Source organism: Pantoea sp. X-Soil-TKNS-1211 (assembly GCF_059730495.1).
Genome location: NZ_AP035953.1, coordinates 2500614 through 2517440, shown reverse-complemented (window position 1 = coordinate 2517440; position 16827 = coordinate 2500614). Strand labels below are relative to the sequence as shown.

Below are 16827 nucleotides of genomic sequence, written 5' to 3'. Positions count from 1 at the left end.
CTGTTCCTTAATCAAGTTCGTTGTCGAGGTCGTTTTGCGCAGGACCTGTCGCAGCGCCCGCAACACGGTTATATTTCGGGGCCAATTGGATGTACAGTACCGCCATGACCACGCCGATCACGCCCAGTGCCACCAGGTTGAAGTTGGTGAATGCGGCAGTGACGAAGCCGAGGTAGAAGAACGGCATCAAATAGCCCGCGCGCATCATGTTGATCACCATCGCGTAACCAACCACCACGATCATGCCACCGGCGATGTTCAGGCCATTAGTGACCACTTCCGGGATAGAGTTCAGCAGGGTGTGAACGGCGCTGGTACCGACCGAGATAGCCACGATTAATGCCGGGATGGCGATACGCATCGCCTGTAACAGCAGGGCAGAAACGTGAATCCATGAAATTGCCGACAAGTTGCCTTTCTCTGCCGCTTTATCAGCTGCGTGTTGGAAGGCCACGGTGATAGTACGAACGATGATGGTTAACACCTGACCGGCCGCCGCCAGCGGAATGGCTAGTGCAATACCGGCGCCGACGTTTTGTCCACCGGCAATAACCAGAATGGTAGAGATGATAGAGGCGAGGGCGGCATCGGGTGCGACTGCGGCACCGATGTTCATCCAACCCAGGGCGATCATTTCCAGCGTACCGCCGATGATGATACCGGTCTTCATATCACCTAACACGGCACCGATCAGGGTACAAGCTACCAACGGACGGTGGAACTGGAACTCATCAAGAATCGATCCCATCCCGGCGATACAAGCCACAATAAATATCAAGATGATTTGTAGCGAGGTTATCTCCATTGCATTTCTCCTAAGCAAAGGTCACAAAGTATTCGCCCGCGCGAGCAGGCACAGATGGCGAATTACGGATTTACCTTCGCAATCAGGTCCATCATTTTCAGTTTCGGGTCGTTAGAAACTTTGCGCACTTCCAGTTCGATACCACGGTCATTCAGTTTGCGGAATGCCACGATGTCCTTCTCATCGACTGAGACTGCGTTGTTGACCTGGGTTTTACCCTGGCGGAACGCCATCCCGCCGATATTGACGGATTTAATGTCTACGCCCTGTTCAACGATACGCTCCACATCGGTCGGATTGGTGAACAGCAGCATGACGCGGTCCCGGCCATATTTCGGGTTATTCCAGACGCGAATCATTTTATCCACATCCACCACGTGTGCGGTCACACCGGGTGGCGCCACCTGGGTGAGTAACGTTTTACGTACGTGGTCATTGGCGACTTCATCACTGACAACAATAATGCGTGTGACGTTGGTTTCTTTGGTCCAGCGGGTCGCAACCTGACCATGAATCAGACGGTCATCAATGCGGGCCAGACCAATCTTCATATGCTCGCCAGGGGCCAGCGGTCTTTGTGGTTGCGGTGCTGCTTTGGCAACGGGGACGGCAGGTTCAGGTTCAGCCGTTTTGGTTTTCAGTACTTTGACGCCTTCGCGACCGGCTTCGTACGCGATGTGAATTAACTCCTCCAGTGAGGGATTATCATCACGTCCCATCAGGGCTTCGACCAGCATCGGAATGTTGACACCCGCAATCACATCATGATCCGGTTTATCCACCACGATGCGGCTTGCCGCGTTGAAGGGACTGCCACCCCAGGTGTCGACCAGGAACAACACACCTTTCGAGGTGTCCATTGTTGCCAGTCGCGCCTGATACTTTTCAATTAGCGTTTCTGCATTTTCGCCGGGAACGAAATCAATCCATCCGACATTTTCCTGCTCACCCAACAGCATTTCTGCTGTTTTAAGTAGCTGTTCTGCCGCCCAGCCATGTGTACCAATTACAATAGCAATGGTCACTTGCTACCTCCGTTCGCATGAGAGATTCTCTGGCTTCGCCGGGAATCGATGAAAATTACCGTTGTTGTTTCCTGTGGATCGTTTCGGTCGAAGATGAAGAAAAACATCGATTAAAAATCCAAAACTTTCCGCTACACAGCGATAAGGTCGCGATTTATTTTAGTGAGTGAAAAAATAATTTATGTGATGTTTGTCAGTAATTCAGAGCGCAACGGTGTTAATTCGTGCTTTTATCTCTCCTTTTTTCAAGCTGTTACCATTTGTAAATGTAAGAAAATTTTTTGACGCCAGTGATGTAACTGATACATTAACGTTCTGTTTATTATTCAGGAGTACCGGGCATTAGCTCACCTTTATGGACCGTCACCGACGTCGCTTCACCTCTTCTCAGCGCCTGCTGGCGCATGCATCCACGCCTTGCGGCGTAATCCACTTCGTTAACGATCTGTTGTCTCGCCTTATGGCGCAGGCCCGCTTTCGCGCGCATTCGTCCCTGGTAAGGAGTCATTGATGGAATTTCTCTTCGACCCCTCCATCTGGGCGGGTTTGCTAACGCTTGTCGTGCTGGAAATTGTTCTTGGCATCGATAACCTGGTTTTTATTGCTATCCTGGCCGACAAACTGCCGCCAAAACAGCGTGATAAAGCGCGTCTGATCGGCCTGTCGCTGGCGCTGGTGATGCGACTTGGCTTGTTGTCGCTCATCTCATGGATGGTGACATTAACGCGGCCCCTATTCAGCGTAGGCGATTTCAGCTTTTCCGGGCGCGATTTAATCCTGCTGGCGGGTGGTTTATTCCTGTTGTTTAAGGCAACGATGGAGCTGCATGAACGGCTGGAGAACCGCAATCTGGAGCATCAGGGTAATCGCAGCTATGCCAGTTTCTGGGCGGTGGTAACGCAAATTGTGGTGCTGGATGCGGTGTTCTCGCTGGATGCGGTGATCACTGCTGTGGGGATGGTGAACCATCTGCCCGTGATGATGACGGCGGTAGTGATCGCGATGGGCGTGATGCTGCTGGCCTCCAAACCGCTGACCCGTTTTGTTAACGCACACCCGACAGTGGTGGTGTTGTGTCTCAGCTTCCTGCTGATGATCGGTTTGTCACTGGTGGCGGAAGGTTTTGGCTTCCATATTCCGAAAGGCTACCTGTATGCGGCGATTGGCTTCTCGATCCTGATCGAATTGTTTAACCAGATTGCGCGTCGTAACTTTATCCGCCATCAGGCACATCGTCCGATGCGTGAGCGCACCGCAGAAGCGATTCTGCGTCTGATGGGCGGTCGTCAGCGTAAACAGGCGGCGACGACTGAAGAACAGGCGTTGGTGGAAGCGATGCCGCAGGAAGCCTTTAAAGATGAAGAACGTTATATGATCAACGGCGTACTGACGCTGGCACAACGTTCTATTCGTAGCATTATGACGCCGCGCGGTGAAATCTCGTGGGTGGATGTGGAACGTCCGCTTGATGAAATTCGCATCCAGTTACTGGACACGCCCCACAGCCTGTTTCCGGTATGTCGTGGCGAGCTGGATGAGATTATCGGCGTGGTACGTGCTAAGGAACTGCTGGTGGCGCTGGAACATGGTATGGATGTCGCCACCTTCGCCGCTAACACCCCGCCGATTGTGGTGCCGGAAACGCTCGACCCGATCAATTTATTGGGCGTGCTGCGTCGTGCGAAGGGCAGCTTTGTTATTGTCACCAACGAGTTCGGCGTGGTACAGGGTTTGATCACCCCGCTGGACGTGCTGGAAGCCATTGCCGGTGAGTTCCCTGACGAAGACGAAACGCCGGATATTATTGCCGACGGTGAAGGCTGGCTGGTGAAGGGCGGTACCGATCTGCACTCATTACAACAGCTGCTGGACTATCACGAACTGGTGAAAGCTGAGGATGATCACGCATCGTTGGCCGGTCTGTTGATTGACCAGAAAGGCCAGTTGCCGCTGCCGGGTGAGGTGATTGATCTGCCGCCGCTGCATTTCCAGATTCTCGAAGCGACAGACTACCGCGTCGATTTGGTGCGCGTGACAAAAGACAAGCCGCACGAGGATGACGAAGCATAAAAAATTGGCACCTGCGGGTGCCATTTTTTTTCATTCAGTTGTAGCGGCGCGATTTATCGCGCGTATTTTGCTCCCGGTGTGCCAAAACAAGCGCGATAAATCGCGCCGCTACGCACTCAGCTGTGCCTGATGTTGCTCCAGCCAGGCAGGGAAGTCTTCTATCGGCATCGGACGCGCGTAGAAATACCCCTGCAAATGGTCAACACCGCGTTCGCGTAGATAATGTGCCTGTTCAGCCGTTTCCACACCCTCGGCCACCAGCGCGATATTCAGGCGTTGCGCCAGTGAAATCACCATATCGGTAACGGTCGCGTTAATGGCATCGGTGCCAATCGCGGCGGTAAAAATCTTGTCGATCTTCAGTACATCCGGTTTGAGATCTTTCAGATAGGCCAGGGAACTGTGCCCGGTGCCAAAGTCGTCAATAGCCAGACGGACGCCAATCTCATGCAGTTGGGCCACCACCGCCTGATCTATCACCGGTAGTGCATCACGTTCGGTCAACTCCACCACCAGTTTTGGCAACGGGTTAGCTGGCCACCAGATACGTTGCAGATCTTCAACAATCGCCCGATCGTGAAAGTGGCTGGCGGCGACATTGATCGCGATATGGAAAGAAGGGCAGTGGGGCAGATTCGGTAGTTCATCCACCACTTTAGCAATGACGAAACGTGTCAGGGGGGCAATCAGGTTCTGTCGCTCGGCCAGCGGAATAAACACGTCCGGCGCGATCCAGCCCTGGCGAGGATTATGCCAGCGTAGCAGCAGCTCGATACCATCACACTCACCACTTTTGGCGTTAATCAGTGGCTGACAATAAACCATAAATTCATTGGCGGTGATGCCATAACTGATTTGCCAACTGAGGCTCATACGGTTGGCGGTCGCCAGCCAGACGATATAGCCCATCAATAAACTGAGCAGCACCGCCAGCGGCAGCTGCGATGGCAGGGTGCTCAACGCCAGACGTGCCGGTGAGGGGCCGTACAGCGTGATGGTATAGGGATAGCGTAGTGAGGCCTGCTCATAGGCGACTTCATCTTCCGATGGCACCGTTGGTTCAATCAGCGGATTGCCATATTCCAGGCTTTGTCCACCGACGTTAAAAATGGCACGTTCCACCCACGGTAATTGCGGTTCGAGCAGGTAATTGGTCATTAACTCAATATTAATCACCTGCAATAAACCTTCCCGATTATCCAGTGACTTGGGTGTCCACAGCAGCAATACCGGGGAACCTTTTAACAGATAATCGTCGGTGGTGAGCATCATGCGCTCATTATTAATCGCTAACTCGGGATACGTCTGGCTAAAAGAAATATTTTGCGGTCCGTAAATACTGGAGCAATACAGCGTGTCATTCTCCACCAATAAAATCGAGCGCACGGTTTGCAGTGCAGCGATTTTTTCGATCAGCGGAAAACGGACCTGTGGGCAGGTTACCCCAACCAGACCGAGGGTGTTATTGGCGGAGACATCCAGCGGCGAAAACATGCGATCAAAACGTTCGATGGCGCGAGAGGCAAAATCCAGAGACTGCTGCTCAATACGTGACTTCTCTTCAATATAGCGAAAAGTCAGCGTTAGAACTAAAACCAGCGCGGCGATCACTAACGCAATAAGCAATCGCTTACGGCGAAATTGACCAACAAATTGCTGGGCTATGAGCATCAGTAACCACCTTGCAAAGACTAAGAATAAAGCCAAAGAACTTATGGGTTATCGGCATAGCGGCGGCCAGGTTTAGCACGGCTCAGGAAAAAAAGCGGTACTGAAAAAGCGGCGCGGCCAACGAGGGCCGCGCGTAAATTACTCTATCTGGTTTAGCAGGTTGGAGGTAGCAGCAGTTGCATAAAAGTGTTCAATCGGTGTTTTTTTGCTCACCGAATAAAGCAACTGTGCGATGGGGTTAGTCACACTGTACCTTAATGGCCAGGCCGCCGCGCGAAGTCTCACGGTATTTCGCATTCATATCTTTACCGGTCTCATACATTGTCTCGATCACCTTATCCAGTGAGACGCGCGGTTCACTGGTGCGGCGAAGCGCCATGCGCGCTGCATTGATGGCTTTTACAGAGGCAATGGCATTGCGTTCGATACAGGGCACCTGTACCTGACCCGCGACCGGATCGCAGGTCAGACCGAGGTTATGTTCCATGCCAATTTCAGCGGCTACACACACCTGCTCCGGGCTGGCACCCAGCAGTTCAGCCAGTCCGGCAGCTGCCATCGAGCAGGCTACACCCACTTCCCCCTGGCAACCCACTTCAGCACCGGAAATGGATGCATTCATTTTATACAAAATGCCAATGGCACCGGAGGCGAGGAAATAACGGATATAAATGTCAGGTGTGACGCTTTCAATAAAATGATCGTAGTACGCCAGCACCGCAGGCACGATACCGCAGGCCCCGTTGGTTGGGGCGGTGACGACGCGCCCACCGGCAGCATTCTCTTCATTGACCGCCAACGCAAATATATTGACCCAGTCAATCACGTTCATCGGATCGTTGGAGTGTTTGGTAGAGGAGACCAGCAAACGGCGCAGTGAAGCGGCACGGCGCGGCACACGCAATGGTCCCGGCAGCACACCTTCGGTATTCAGGCCGCGGTCAATGCAAGCCTGCATGGTCTGCCAGACGTTGGCGAAATAGCTAAAGATTTCATCGCGATTGTGCAGCGCCAGCTCATTCTTCAATACCAGACCTGACAGCGACAGACCGCTCTCCCGCCAATGGCCGAGCAACTCTTTGGCAGAGTGGAACGGATACGGTACGGAGACCTGCTCCAGCACCGATTGACCAAAATGTTCTTCATCAACGATAAAACCGCCGCCGATCGAGTAATACGTTTTGCTCAGGATCAGCAGATCACCGGCGAAGGCAAAGAGTGTCAGGCCATTTTCATGCAACGACAAGTTCTCGCTGCGGAACACCATGCCTCCTTCACGCGGAAAATCGACTTCGTGTGCGCCGTTCGCCAGCAACAGGCGTTCGCGTTGCTCAACATCCTGGATAAACGCGGGAATGCTGTCGATATCGACGGTAGCGGGCGCTGCGCCGGCCAGACCCATGATGATGGCGATGTCAGTGTGATGACCTTTACCCGTGAGCGACAGGGAGCCGTAAACGTCCACCGCAACCCGCGTGACGTCCTGCAACTTACCCTGTTCGGCCAGCAGATCGACAAACTGTTTGCCCGCTTTCATTGGGCCGACGGTATGCGAACTGGAGGGGCCGATCCCCACTTTAAACATGTCAAAAACACTAATCACCGGTGACACTCCTCACAAAGCTTATTTTTCTACGGCTCAGGCCGTTTTATGCGGCTAATAGTAATCGCACGCGCGGTATCAGGAGCAGCTTTTCGCATGAAATAAACTAATTATACAGCACAGAAATAGTTATCCATTGCAGGAGGCAAAACCAATGCAGAAAGAAATGGCAAGGAGGGAATACATTAACCCGGCAAGGCAATTTGCTGACCAAGCGCGCGAATAATGCCCGCAGTCATGCCCCAGATAAAATAATCTTCGTACCAGGAAAGCCACACCTGATGCTGACGATGACCACGCCGCAGTGTCAGGCCGCTGTAGCGACTGAGACGTAAAGCTTCCGCCAGCGGCATGGCGAAGGCGCTTTCGACTTCATCAGGGTTAATCGCCAATGGCAGCCCGGCGGGAATGATGCCGATCACCGGCGTGACGGCAAAGCCGGTGCTACTGGTTACTGCGGGCAGCACGCCAACCACCTGTACTTGATCCGGCTGAATGCCGACTTCCTCCTGTGCTTCACGCAGGGCGGTATGGATGAGTGAGCCATCGCTGGCATCCTGCATCCCCCCAGGAAAAGCCACCTGACCGGCATGTTTACGTAACCGGGAGGAACGGCGCGTCAGCAACAACCCCGGTTCGATATCGTTAATCACCGGGACAAGCACGGCAGCGCGCCGACCGTTGATGGCGGTTTTTGCCGGGGCAATGGGCGCTTGTAACACAAAGCGGCTGAGAAATTGCTCAAGGGTCAGGTCGTGGTTCATATCAGGCCAGTTCCCGCAGGCTGGGGAGAATGCGATTCACTTTATGCAACGTCTCCTGATATTCAGCGGTGACGTCGCTGTCGGCCACCAGTCCACCGCCTGCCGCGCAGTATAACCGCTGGTTTTCGGCGATCAGTGTGCGGATGGTGATGCTCGTATCCATCCGGCCGCACAGGCTGATGTAACCAATGCTGCCGCACCAGGCATTGCGGCGCTGCGGTTCAAGCTCCTCAATGATCTCCATAGCACGGATCTTCGGTGCGCCAGTGATGGAGCCACCGGGAAAACAGGCGCGCAGCAGGTCAGTGGCGGCAAGCCGCGCTGGCAGCAGCGCACGCACGGTACTCACCAGATGATGCACTGCGGGGAAAGGCTCCACGACAAATAACTCCGGCACGCTAACGCTACCGGGTTCGGCGACGCGCCCGATATCATTGCGCAGCAGGTCGACAATCATCAAATTTTCCGCACGATCTTTCTCTGCATGCGCCAGTTCTTCCGCCTGCTGACGATCGGCAATGGGATCTGTCATGCGTGGACGCGTGCCTTTAATCGGTCGGGTTTCAATCACCCGTTGTTGTAGGGAAAGAAAGCGCTCGGGTGACAGACTAAGAATCACACTGTGCGGCAGCCGCAGAAAGGCGCTGAAGGGGGCGCGATTGGTTTCATTCAGACGCTGGAAAGCCTGCCACTCATCACCCTGATAGCTGGCCTGAAAGCGCTGAGCCAAATTGACCTGGTAGCAATCGCCTGCCTGAATATAGGCCTGCACCGTGGCAAAACGCCGGGCGTAGTCCGCGAAACTCAGATTGGATTGCCAGTCACTGGTCAGGGCAAAAGGTTGTGGCACTGGGGCGCTTTGTGCTTGTAACCACTGCCAGCGCGCGTCGGCATCATCCAGCGACACCAGCGTCAGACGGCGCAATTGGTGGTCGGCGATCAACGCCCAGTCATAAATCCCGACAGCCATATCCGGCGTGTTGAGGTCACGCTGCGCCAGCTCAGGCAAGGTTTCGAAACGACGTCCCAGATCATAACCAAATAAGCCCAGCGCGCCACCCTGGAAAGGCAAATCAGGGTCAACCGCAGGTTGCACACCCAGTGCGTCGCACTGCTGCTGAAGCAAGCGCAGGGGATCGTCCGACGAGGTTTGGATGCTGTCCTGAAAGTCGATTACGGTCATGCTCCCTTGGGTAGTCAGGGTAACGCGTGGATCGGCGGTTAAAATATCAAAACGGTTATCGGCATGATCGGCCAGGCCCGAGGTCAGCAGCATCGCCCACGGCTGATGAGCAAGGGGAGAAAACAGCTGTGTCAGCATATCCGGCGTATAATTGAGAGCGAGGGTTTTTACGATCATGAGACAAATCAGATAACAGCAACAAAGACGTTAGCCTGACACATTTTTTTGTTGCTGGCACCTGTTTGTTCCGCATGGAATAATGCATCCCCTTTTTCCCAGGAGCGAGTTATGTTTTCAGGTCTTCCGGCATTATCTCACGAACAGCAGCAGCAGGCGGTGGAACGCATTCAGGAACTGATGGCAGGCGGTATGGCCAGTGGTCAGGCGATTGCGCAGGTGGCGCACGAAATTCGCCAGAGTCATCAGGGAGAGCAAATTCGGGCGCGTTTTGAAGACGACGAAGAGGACATCTGACGCCCGAATGGGTTTATAACGCGGCGATGATCTTAATTTCGACTTTATATTTCGGATTCATCAAACCGGCCTGCACGGTGCAACGCACCGGTGCATTGTCCGGTGAAACCCAGGCATCCCAGGCACGGTTCATCGCCGGGAAATCGGCTTTATCGACCAGGAAGATCGTGGCGTCGATAATTTTGCTTTTATCTGAACCGACGCGGGTCAGAATGGCGTCGATCACTGCCAGCGCGTTGGCGGTTTGCGCCTCCGCATTTTCATCAAGATTCTCCGGCACGCTGGTGTAGTACACCGTCTGATTATGGATCACTGCTTCCGACATGCGGTGCTCTGGATCAATACGCGTAATGGTCATCATTTTCTCCTTATTTATCGCAGCGCTAGCCTGCCATATCCGCGGGGGTGCTGTCATCTGTTGTGGTCGCATCAAAAGAATCCTGACATAATTACAGTACTTATGAGTAATCGGTGAGGATGTGTGGCAGACGATTTTGCAGCTGAAGGCGCGTTGGCGCAGGCTATCCTTGGCTTTAAACCCCGCGAAGCGCAGCGCGAGATGGCGCAGGCCGTTGCGGAAGCAGTGAAAAGCGGCGGTGAACTGGTGGTGGAAGCGGGCACCGGCACCGGCAAAACTTATGCTTATCTCGCCCCTGCGTTGCGTGCTGACAAAAAAGTGATCATCTCCACCGGTTCCAAAGCGTTGCAGGATCAGCTGTATAACCGCGATCTCCCCACCATTGCACGAGCGCTCAAGTTCAAAGGCAAAACGGCGTTGCTGAAAGGGCGTTCCAACTATCTCTGCCTTGAGCGTATGGAACAGCAAACGCAAAGCGGCGGTGATCTCAGCGTCCAGGCGCTGGGCGATCTGGTTACGCTGCGTGGCTGGTCATCGGAAACCGTGGATGGCGATATCAGTAGCTGTGCTGGCGTAGCAGAAGACAGCCCGCTATGGCCCTATGTCACCAGCACCAACGACAACTGCCTCGGCAGTGATTGCCCGCTGTATAAAGAGTGTTTTGTGGTTAAAGCCCGTAAGCGGGCGATGGATGCTGATGTGGTGGTGGTGAACCACCATCTTTTCCTCGCTGATTTGGCGGTGAAAGAAGGGGGTTTTGGTGAGCTAATCCCCGAGGCTGATGTGATGATTTTCGATGAGGCGCATCAGTTGCCGGATATCGCCAGTCAGTATTTCGGCCAGCAGCTCTCCAGTCGCCAATTACTCGATTTAGTTAAAGACATCATTATTGCGTACCGTACCGAAGTGCGTGATGTGCAGCAGTTGCAAAAATCTGCTGACCGTCTGGCGCAGTGCACCCAGGATTTCCGTCTGACGCTGGGAGAACCCGGGTTTCGCGGCAACTTGCGTGACTTGCTGAGCGACAATAATGTGATGCGTATGTTGACCCTGCTGGATGATGCGCTGGAACTTTGTTACGACGTGATTAAATTGTCGCTCGGGCGGTCTGCGCTGCTGGATGCTGCCTTTGAGCGTGCGGCCCTCTACCGCACCCGACTGAAACGCTTACGTGCCATTGATGAACCGGGCTTCAGCTACTGGTATGAATGTTCCAGCCGCCATTTCACCCTTGCACTGACGCCACTCTCTGTCTCCGAGCGTTTTCGTGAAGTCATGGATAACCGCAAAGCTGCGTGGATTTTCACCTCCGCCACGCTGGCGGTGAATGAGCAGATGAGCCATTTCTCTCACCGCCTGGGTGTGGATAAAGCGAAAACGCTGATCCTCAATAGCCCGTTCGATTATGCGCGCCAGGCGTTGCTGTGCGTACCGCGCAACCTGCCTGAGCCAAACCGCCCCGGTGGTGCACGCCGATTGGCGCAGATGATGAAACCGCTGATCGATGCCAACAAAGGCCGCTGCTTCTTTTTATGTACCTCACATATGATGATGCGTGAACTGGCGGCGGAATTCCGCGCCTCCATGACCCTCCCGGTATTGGTGCAGGGAGAAACCAGTAAAGGTCAGTTGCTGAAACAGTTTCTTGAAGCGGGTAATGCTTTACTGGTGGCCACCAGCAGCTTCTGGGAAGGGGTGGATGTGCGGGGCGATGCGCTGTCGCTGGTGATTATCGATAAACTACCGTTTACCTCACCGGAAGATCCGTTGCTGAAAGCGCGTATGGAGGATTGTCGTCTGCGCGGTGGTGAACCGTTTAACGACGTACAGTTACCCGATGCAGTGATTACCCTGAAACAGGGGGTGGGGCGTTTGATCCGTGATACCGACGATCGTGGGGTGCTGGTCATTTGCGATCAGCGTCTGGTGTCACGTCCCTATGGCGCGCTGTTTCTCAACAGTTTGCCACCCACGCCACGTACCCGCGATCTTGACTGCGCCATCCGTTTTGTTCGCGAGCAGGAGAGTCACTAATTTGTGTCAGCCTGTGTTAAGATGCGCGCCATTTTGAATCTCCCGAGGTTGTTATGTCCGCCCGAATTTTAGCCCTGGACACGGCGACAGAAGCCTGTTCTGCCGCGCTGCTGAATCAACAACAGCTTGATTCCCGTTTCGAAATCGCCCCGCGTGACCATACCCAACGTATTCTGCCGCTGGTGCAGGCGTTGTTGCAGGCGCAACAACTCGAACTGACCGCACTGGATGCGCTGGCGTTTGGCCGTGGACCGGGCAGTTTTACCGGCGTGCGTATCGGTATCGGTATCGCCCAGGGCCTGGCACTGGGGGCGAATCTGCCGATGATTGGCATCTCATCGCTAGCGACCATGGCACAAGGCGCGTGGCGACTGAGTGGTGCCACGCGGGTATTGGCAGCGATTGATGCGCGCATGGGGGAAGTGTATTGGGCGGAATATCAGCGTGATACCAACGGCGAGTGGCAAGGCGAAGACACCGAAGCTGTGCTGTCACCGGAAGCCGCTCAGGCACGTATCGCCAGCCTGGAGGGGGAATGGACCACGGTGGGTACTGGCTGGCAGGCCTATCCGCAGCTGTTAACCACGCCGGGCGCACAGTTGGTTGCCAGCGAGGTATTGCTACCTGCAGCCGAGGATATGCTGCCGTTGGCGCTCGCGGCCTGGCAACGGGGTGAAACCGTGGCGGTGGAACATGCCGAGCCAGTCTACCTGCGTAATGAAGTGGCATGGAAAAAATTACCGGGACGTTAAGGGGCCGCGCAACTTATCGCTACGCGCTCAGTCTAATCTGAGAAATAACAGGAGAAGTGCTATGCCAATGAGTCGTAAAGGGATATCTGGCGCTCTGTTAGCCTGCGTGCTGTTGATCAGCGGTTGTGTTTCGGTGCCAGATTCGATTAAAGGGAGTTCGCAGCTTCCACAGCAAGATTTATTACGGGTGATGAATGCGCCGCAGCTGTATGTCGGCCAGGAGTCACGTTTTGGCGGTAAAGTGGTGAACGTCACCAATCTCAATGGCCTGACGCGTCTGGAAATCGCCACCCAACCGCTGGATGACAGCGCCCGCCCGCGTCTTGGATCGGCATCGGTTGGCCGCATTTTTGCCGACATTCACGGATTTGTCGATCCGACTGATGTGAAAAACCAATACGTCACCGTACTGGGCAATATCAAAGGGACGGAAAAAGGCACCATCGGCCAGGCCAGCTACAATTTTGTCGTCATCGATGTAAAAGGCTATCAACGCTGGCATTTAACGCAGCAGGTTATGACGCCACCACAACCGATTGATCCGTGGATTTTTTACGGACCGACGCGCCATCATCCCGGATATTGGGGACCTAATCCATACTGGGGCATGTACAGTAGCGGTCCGGCGCAGGTGGAAACCATTCTGACTGAATAAATTATTCTATATCAGTTCCTTACGGCCCGATCGCGGCGCACGCGAACGGGCCTTTTTATTGAGTGCGCAACCGAAGCGCGAAATTTAGTGATGAGCCTCGCAACCTGAACAGGTCGACACCGGCAAACTGGTACAATCAGTTAAAATATTGTTAATAACACTGATGGCAGAGGCTGCGATGGCTACGCAACAAGAATCTCGGGGTGAATCTTTGACTAAGGTTTGGCTGAAACGCTATCCGCCGGATGTACCAGCGGAAATTACTGCAGACCGTTATACCTCTTTGATCGATCTTTTTGAGCATGCAGCAACGCGTTATGCCGATCAGGTCGCTTTCGTTAACATGGGCCAACCCATGACCTACCGCCAGCTGGAGCAGCAAAGTCGGGCGTTCGCCGCCTGGTTGCAACAGGGACTGAAGCTCCAGGCGGGCGATCGGGTGGCGCTGATGATGCCTAACCTGTTGCAGTATCCGGTGGCGCTGTTTGGCGTGCTACGCGCAGGCATGGTGGTGGTGAACGTTAATCCCCTCTACACGCCGCGCGAGTTAAAGCATCAGCTCAACGACAGCGGTGCCAGTGCGATTGTCATTGTCTCGAACTTTGCGCACACCCTCGAAAAAGTGGTGGCGGAGACTCAAGTCAAACATGTGATGTTAACCCGCATGGGGGATCAGCTGGCTCCGATTAAGGGCACATTGGTTAACTTTGTCGTCCGTTACGTGAAGAAGTTGGTGCCGAAATACCATCTGCCGGGAGCGATTCCCTTCCGCCAGGCATTACAGCAGGGCGAGCAACTGGTTCATCAGCGACCTGATGTGGCGAATGATGACCTGGCGTTTCTGCAATATACCGGTGGCACAACTGGGGTGGCGAAAGGCGCGATGCTGACGCACGGTAATATGCAGGCTAACCTCGAACAAGCTAAAGCCACCTATGGCAAGCTGTTGCGACCGGGCAAGGAGAATGTAGTCACCGCGCTACCGCTGTACCATATCTTTGCGCTGACGGTGAACTGCCTGCTGTTTCTTGATCTCGGTGGGCAGAACCTGTTGATCACCAATCCACGCGACATTCCGGGCTTCGTCAAGGAGCTGGCAAAGTTCCCGTTTACCGCCATTACTGGCGTCAATACGCTGTTCAACGCGCTGCTCAACGATGCCAACTTTAATAAGCTGGATTTCTCTACCCTGCGCATGTCCGCAGGTGGCGGTATGGCGGTGCAGAAAGCCGTGGCTGAACGCTGGGAGAAACTCACCGGCCATTACCTGCTGGAGGGTTACGGTTTGACGGAATGTTCGCCGCTGGTGTCAGTGAATCCGTACGACATTACCTGTCATACCGGCAGTATCGGTTTACCGGTGCCTTCTACCGATGTACGTATTGTCGATGAAGAGGATCATGATGTTCTGCCGGGCGAACCTGGCGAGTTGTGCGTACGCGGTCCACAAGTGATGGTGGGTTACTGGCAACATCCGGACGCGACCGCAGAAGTGTTAAAAAATGGCTGGCTGCATACTGGTGATATTGTTACCGTGGACAGCGAAGGCTTTATCCGCATCGTCGATCGTAAAAAAGACATGATTCTGGTGTCGGGCTTTAACGTGTATCCTAACGAAATCGAAGATGTGTTGATGCAGCATGCGAAAGTGCGTGAGGCCGCCGCGATTGGTGTGCCGAGCGATCTTTCCGGTGAAGCGGTGAAAGTGTGTATCGTGAAAAAAGATCCCACCTTGACCAAAGAAGAAGTGCTGGATCACTGTCGTCGTCAGCTCACCGGCTACAAAGTGCCGAAGATTATCGAGTTTCGCGACGAGTTGCCCAAAACGAATGTTGGCAAGATTTTACGTCGTGAATTGCGTGATGAGGTGAAGCGGGAAGGGTAGGTACGCACACCTCGCTCATAGGTTAACGCCGGCACAGTCCGGCGTTTTTATTGCTTTTAACATGGAGCGCTGTGCGAACCAGGCTGCAGCGAAAACATAACGTGAATTATTCCCTGATCGACCAAAATGACCAACTGGCGGCGGTATGCGACAAAGCACGTCAGCATACTGCTGTGGCGTTGGATACTGAATTTGTTCGCACCCGTACTTACTATCCGCAACTGGGGTTGATCCAGCTGTATGATGGCGAGCAATTGGTTCTGATCGATCCTCTCAACATTAGCGACTGGACTCCGTTTGTTGCGCTACTGCGTGATACCCAGGTAACAAAATTTCTGCACGCGGGCGGTGAAGATCTCGAAGTGTTCTTGCATCGTTTTGCCTGCCTGCCGGACCCCATGGTTGATACCCAAATTCTGGCGGCTTTTGCCGGTCAGCCTCTGTCATGGGGTTTTGCCGCGATGGTGATGCACTTTAACCAAATCGAGCTGGATAAAAGCGAAGCACGTACCGACTGGCTGGCCCGCCCACTGACGGCACGGCAGTGTGAATATGCAGCGGCGGATGTGGCTTATCTGTTGCCGATTGCCCATCAACTGGTGGCGCAAACGGAAGCGGCCGGCAATATGGCTGCCGCGCTGAGCGAATGCGATATCTTATGTCAGCGTCGTCTGGATGTGCTGGCTCCCGAAGATGCCTGGCGTGATATCACCAATGCCTGGCAATTGCGTCCCCGGCAGTTGGCGGCGTTACAGCGCCTTGCCGCATGGCGGTTGAATATTGCGCGACAGAAGGATATGGCGGTGAACTTCGTGGTGCGCGAAGAGAACCTGTGGAAAGTGGCGCGCTTTATGCCAGGCAGCCTCGGTGAACTGGACCATTTAGGCCTGAATGGTCATGAAATCCGCTTCCACGGTAAAGCGTTGGTCGCGATGGTGGCTGAAGCGCAGGTGCAGGATGAAAGCACGTTGCCACAACCGCTGGGTAATCTGATTGATCACCCGCAATATAAGCAAACCTTTAAAGCCATTAAAGCGCTGGTGCAGCAGGTGAGCGAAGAGAGCGGTTTTAGCCAGGAACTGCTGGCTTCACGCCGTCAAATCAATCAGGTGTTGAGCGTACATTGGGGATTGAAAAATGCCTCACGCACACCAGAATTGATCGCAGGCTGGCGTGGCGATTTGCTGAAGGCGCGCATCGACGAGATTTTGCAGACGCATTAAACGCAGATTTTTCCCCTGCAAACGGCGCAGGGGAAAATCAGGAGACCGCTCGCGTCATTTGGTGACTTCTTCCGTCTCCGGTAGCGTAACGTTCAGCTCCAGAATCGAGATATCATCCCCTTTCTGATCCAGCTGAACGGTCACCATATCTGGGTCAATCTTCACATATTTGCAAATCACTTCCAGAATATCGCGCTTAAGCTGCGGCAGATAATGGGGCTCACTGTCGCCCCTTCTGCGTTCAGCCACAATAATTTGCAGCCTTTCCTTGGCGATGTTGGCTGTGTTCTTCTTACGGGATAAAAAGAAATCAAGTAATGCCATT

The 16827-nt window shown here is 54.0% G+C and carries 16 protein-coding genes; 7 read left to right on the top strand and 9 right to left on the bottom strand.

Annotated elements, in window-relative coordinates; all coding sequences use genetic code 11:
• Positions 1-7: 7 nt before the first annotated feature.
• The 3 genes from AC6I8W_RS12045 to AC6I8W_RS12035 all read right to left on the bottom strand — a co-directional run bounded on the left by AC6I8W_RS12045 (position 8) and on the right by AC6I8W_RS12035 (position 2338).
• Positions 8-805, bottom strand: a complete 798-nt coding sequence (locus AC6I8W_RS12045; protein WP_497835200.1) for a PTS mannose/fructose/sorbose transporter subunit IIC — start codon at positions 803-805, stop codon at positions 8-10.
• Between the two features lie 62 nt (positions 806-867).
• Positions 868-1830 carry a PTS mannose transporter subunit IIAB gene (gene manX / locus AC6I8W_RS12040; RefSeq protein WP_497835199.1) on the bottom strand — a complete coding sequence of 321 codons (963 nt, stop codon included), beginning with the start codon at positions 1828-1830 and terminating at the stop codon, positions 868-870.
• A 322-nt stretch (positions 1831-2152) separates the two neighbouring features.
• The gene (locus AC6I8W_RS12035) at positions 2153-2338 is read right to left on the bottom strand and encodes a hypothetical protein (protein WP_497835198.1); all 186 of its coding nucleotides are present in this window, start codon (positions 2336-2338) and stop codon (positions 2153-2155) included.
• Between the two features lie 2 nt (positions 2339-2340).
• On the opposite strand from AC6I8W_RS12035, the gene AC6I8W_RS12030 reads away from it, so the two are divergent.
• The gene (locus tag AC6I8W_RS12030; protein ID WP_497835197.1) at positions 2341-3900 is read left to right on the top strand and encodes a TerC family protein; all 1560 of its coding nucleotides are present in this window, start codon (positions 2341-2343) and stop codon (positions 3898-3900) included.
• A 108-nt stretch (positions 3901-4008) separates the two neighbouring features.
• On the opposite strand, the gene pdeD is transcribed toward AC6I8W_RS12030, so the two are convergent.
• From pdeD to pabB, 4 genes are all read right to left on the bottom strand, one after another.
• Positions 4009-5571: a cyclic di-3',5'-guanosine monophosphate phosphodiesterase PdeD gene (gene pdeD / locus AC6I8W_RS12025; RefSeq protein ID WP_497835196.1), complete on the bottom strand. Its 1563-nt coding sequence runs from the start codon at positions 5569-5571 to the stop codon at positions 4009-4011.
• A 238-nt stretch (positions 5572-5809) separates the two neighbouring features.
• A complete protein-coding gene (locus AC6I8W_RS12020; RefSeq protein WP_497835195.1) occupies positions 5810-7174 on the bottom strand; it encodes an L-serine ammonia-lyase in 1365 nt (454 codons plus the stop codon).
• A gap of 185 nt (positions 7175-7359) precedes the next feature.
• Positions 7360-7938 (bottom strand): CoA pyrophosphatase, encoded by a 579-nt coding sequence (locus AC6I8W_RS12015; protein WP_497835194.1) that lies wholly within the window; start codon positions 7936-7938, stop codon positions 7360-7362.
• A gap of 1 nt (position 7939) precedes the next feature.
• Entirely contained in the window at positions 7940-9298 is a 1359-nt protein-coding gene (pabB, locus tag AC6I8W_RS12010; protein ID WP_497835193.1) for an aminodeoxychorismate synthase component 1, read from the bottom strand.
• 111 nt (positions 9299-9409) lie between these two features.
• Between pabB and AC6I8W_RS12005 the strand changes: the two genes are divergently transcribed.
• Positions 9410-9595 carry a YoaH family protein gene (locus AC6I8W_RS12005; RefSeq protein ID WP_480364055.1) on the top strand — a complete coding sequence of 62 codons (186 nt, stop codon included), beginning with the start codon at positions 9410-9412 and terminating at the stop codon, positions 9593-9595.
• A 13-nt stretch (positions 9596-9608) separates the two neighbouring features.
• On the opposite strand, the gene AC6I8W_RS12000 is transcribed toward AC6I8W_RS12005, so the two are convergent.
• Positions 9609-9953, bottom strand: coding sequence for a RidA family protein (locus tag AC6I8W_RS12000; protein ID WP_497838177.1), 345 nt, complete (start codon positions 9951-9953; stop codon positions 9609-9611).
• A gap of 123 nt (positions 9954-10076) precedes the next feature.
• Between AC6I8W_RS12000 and yoaA the strand changes: the two genes are divergently transcribed.
• The 5 genes from yoaA (at position 10077) to rnd (ending at position 16502) form a co-directional block, all read left to right on the top strand.
• Complete coding sequence (gene yoaA / locus AC6I8W_RS11995; protein WP_497835192.1) at positions 10077-11987, top strand: DNA repair helicase YoaA; 1911 nt, start codon at positions 10077-10079, stop codon at positions 11985-11987.
• Positions 11988-12040: 53 nt separating this feature from the next.
• On the top strand, positions 12041-12739 hold the full coding sequence (tsaB, locus tag AC6I8W_RS11990; protein WP_497835191.1) for a tRNA (adenosine(37)-N6)-threonylcarbamoyltransferase complex dimerization subunit type 1 TsaB: 699 nt from the start codon (positions 12041-12043) through the stop codon (positions 12737-12739).
• A gap of 61 nt (positions 12740-12800) precedes the next feature.
• The gene (locus tag AC6I8W_RS11985) at positions 12801-13394 is read left to right on the top strand and encodes a Slp family lipoprotein (protein ID WP_497835190.1); all 594 of its coding nucleotides are present in this window, start codon (positions 12801-12803) and stop codon (positions 13392-13394) included.
• A gap of 211 nt (positions 13395-13605) precedes the next feature.
• The gene (gene fadD / locus AC6I8W_RS11980; RefSeq protein WP_497835189.1) at positions 13606-15279 is read left to right on the top strand and encodes a long-chain-fatty-acid--CoA ligase FadD; all 1674 of its coding nucleotides are present in this window, start codon (positions 13606-13608) and stop codon (positions 15277-15279) included.
• A 101-nt stretch (positions 15280-15380) separates the two neighbouring features.
• On the top strand, positions 15381-16502 hold the full coding sequence (gene rnd, locus AC6I8W_RS11975; RefSeq protein WP_497835188.1) for a ribonuclease D: 1122 nt from the start codon (positions 15381-15383) through the stop codon (positions 16500-16502).
• Between the two features lie 54 nt (positions 16503-16556).
• Here the strand turns inward: rnd and minE are convergent, their stop codons facing one another.
• Positions 16557-16826 (bottom strand): cell division topological specificity factor MinE, encoded by a 270-nt coding sequence (minE, locus tag AC6I8W_RS11970; protein WP_013509389.1) that lies wholly within the window; start codon positions 16824-16826, stop codon positions 16557-16559.
• Position 16827: the final 1 nt, after the last annotated feature.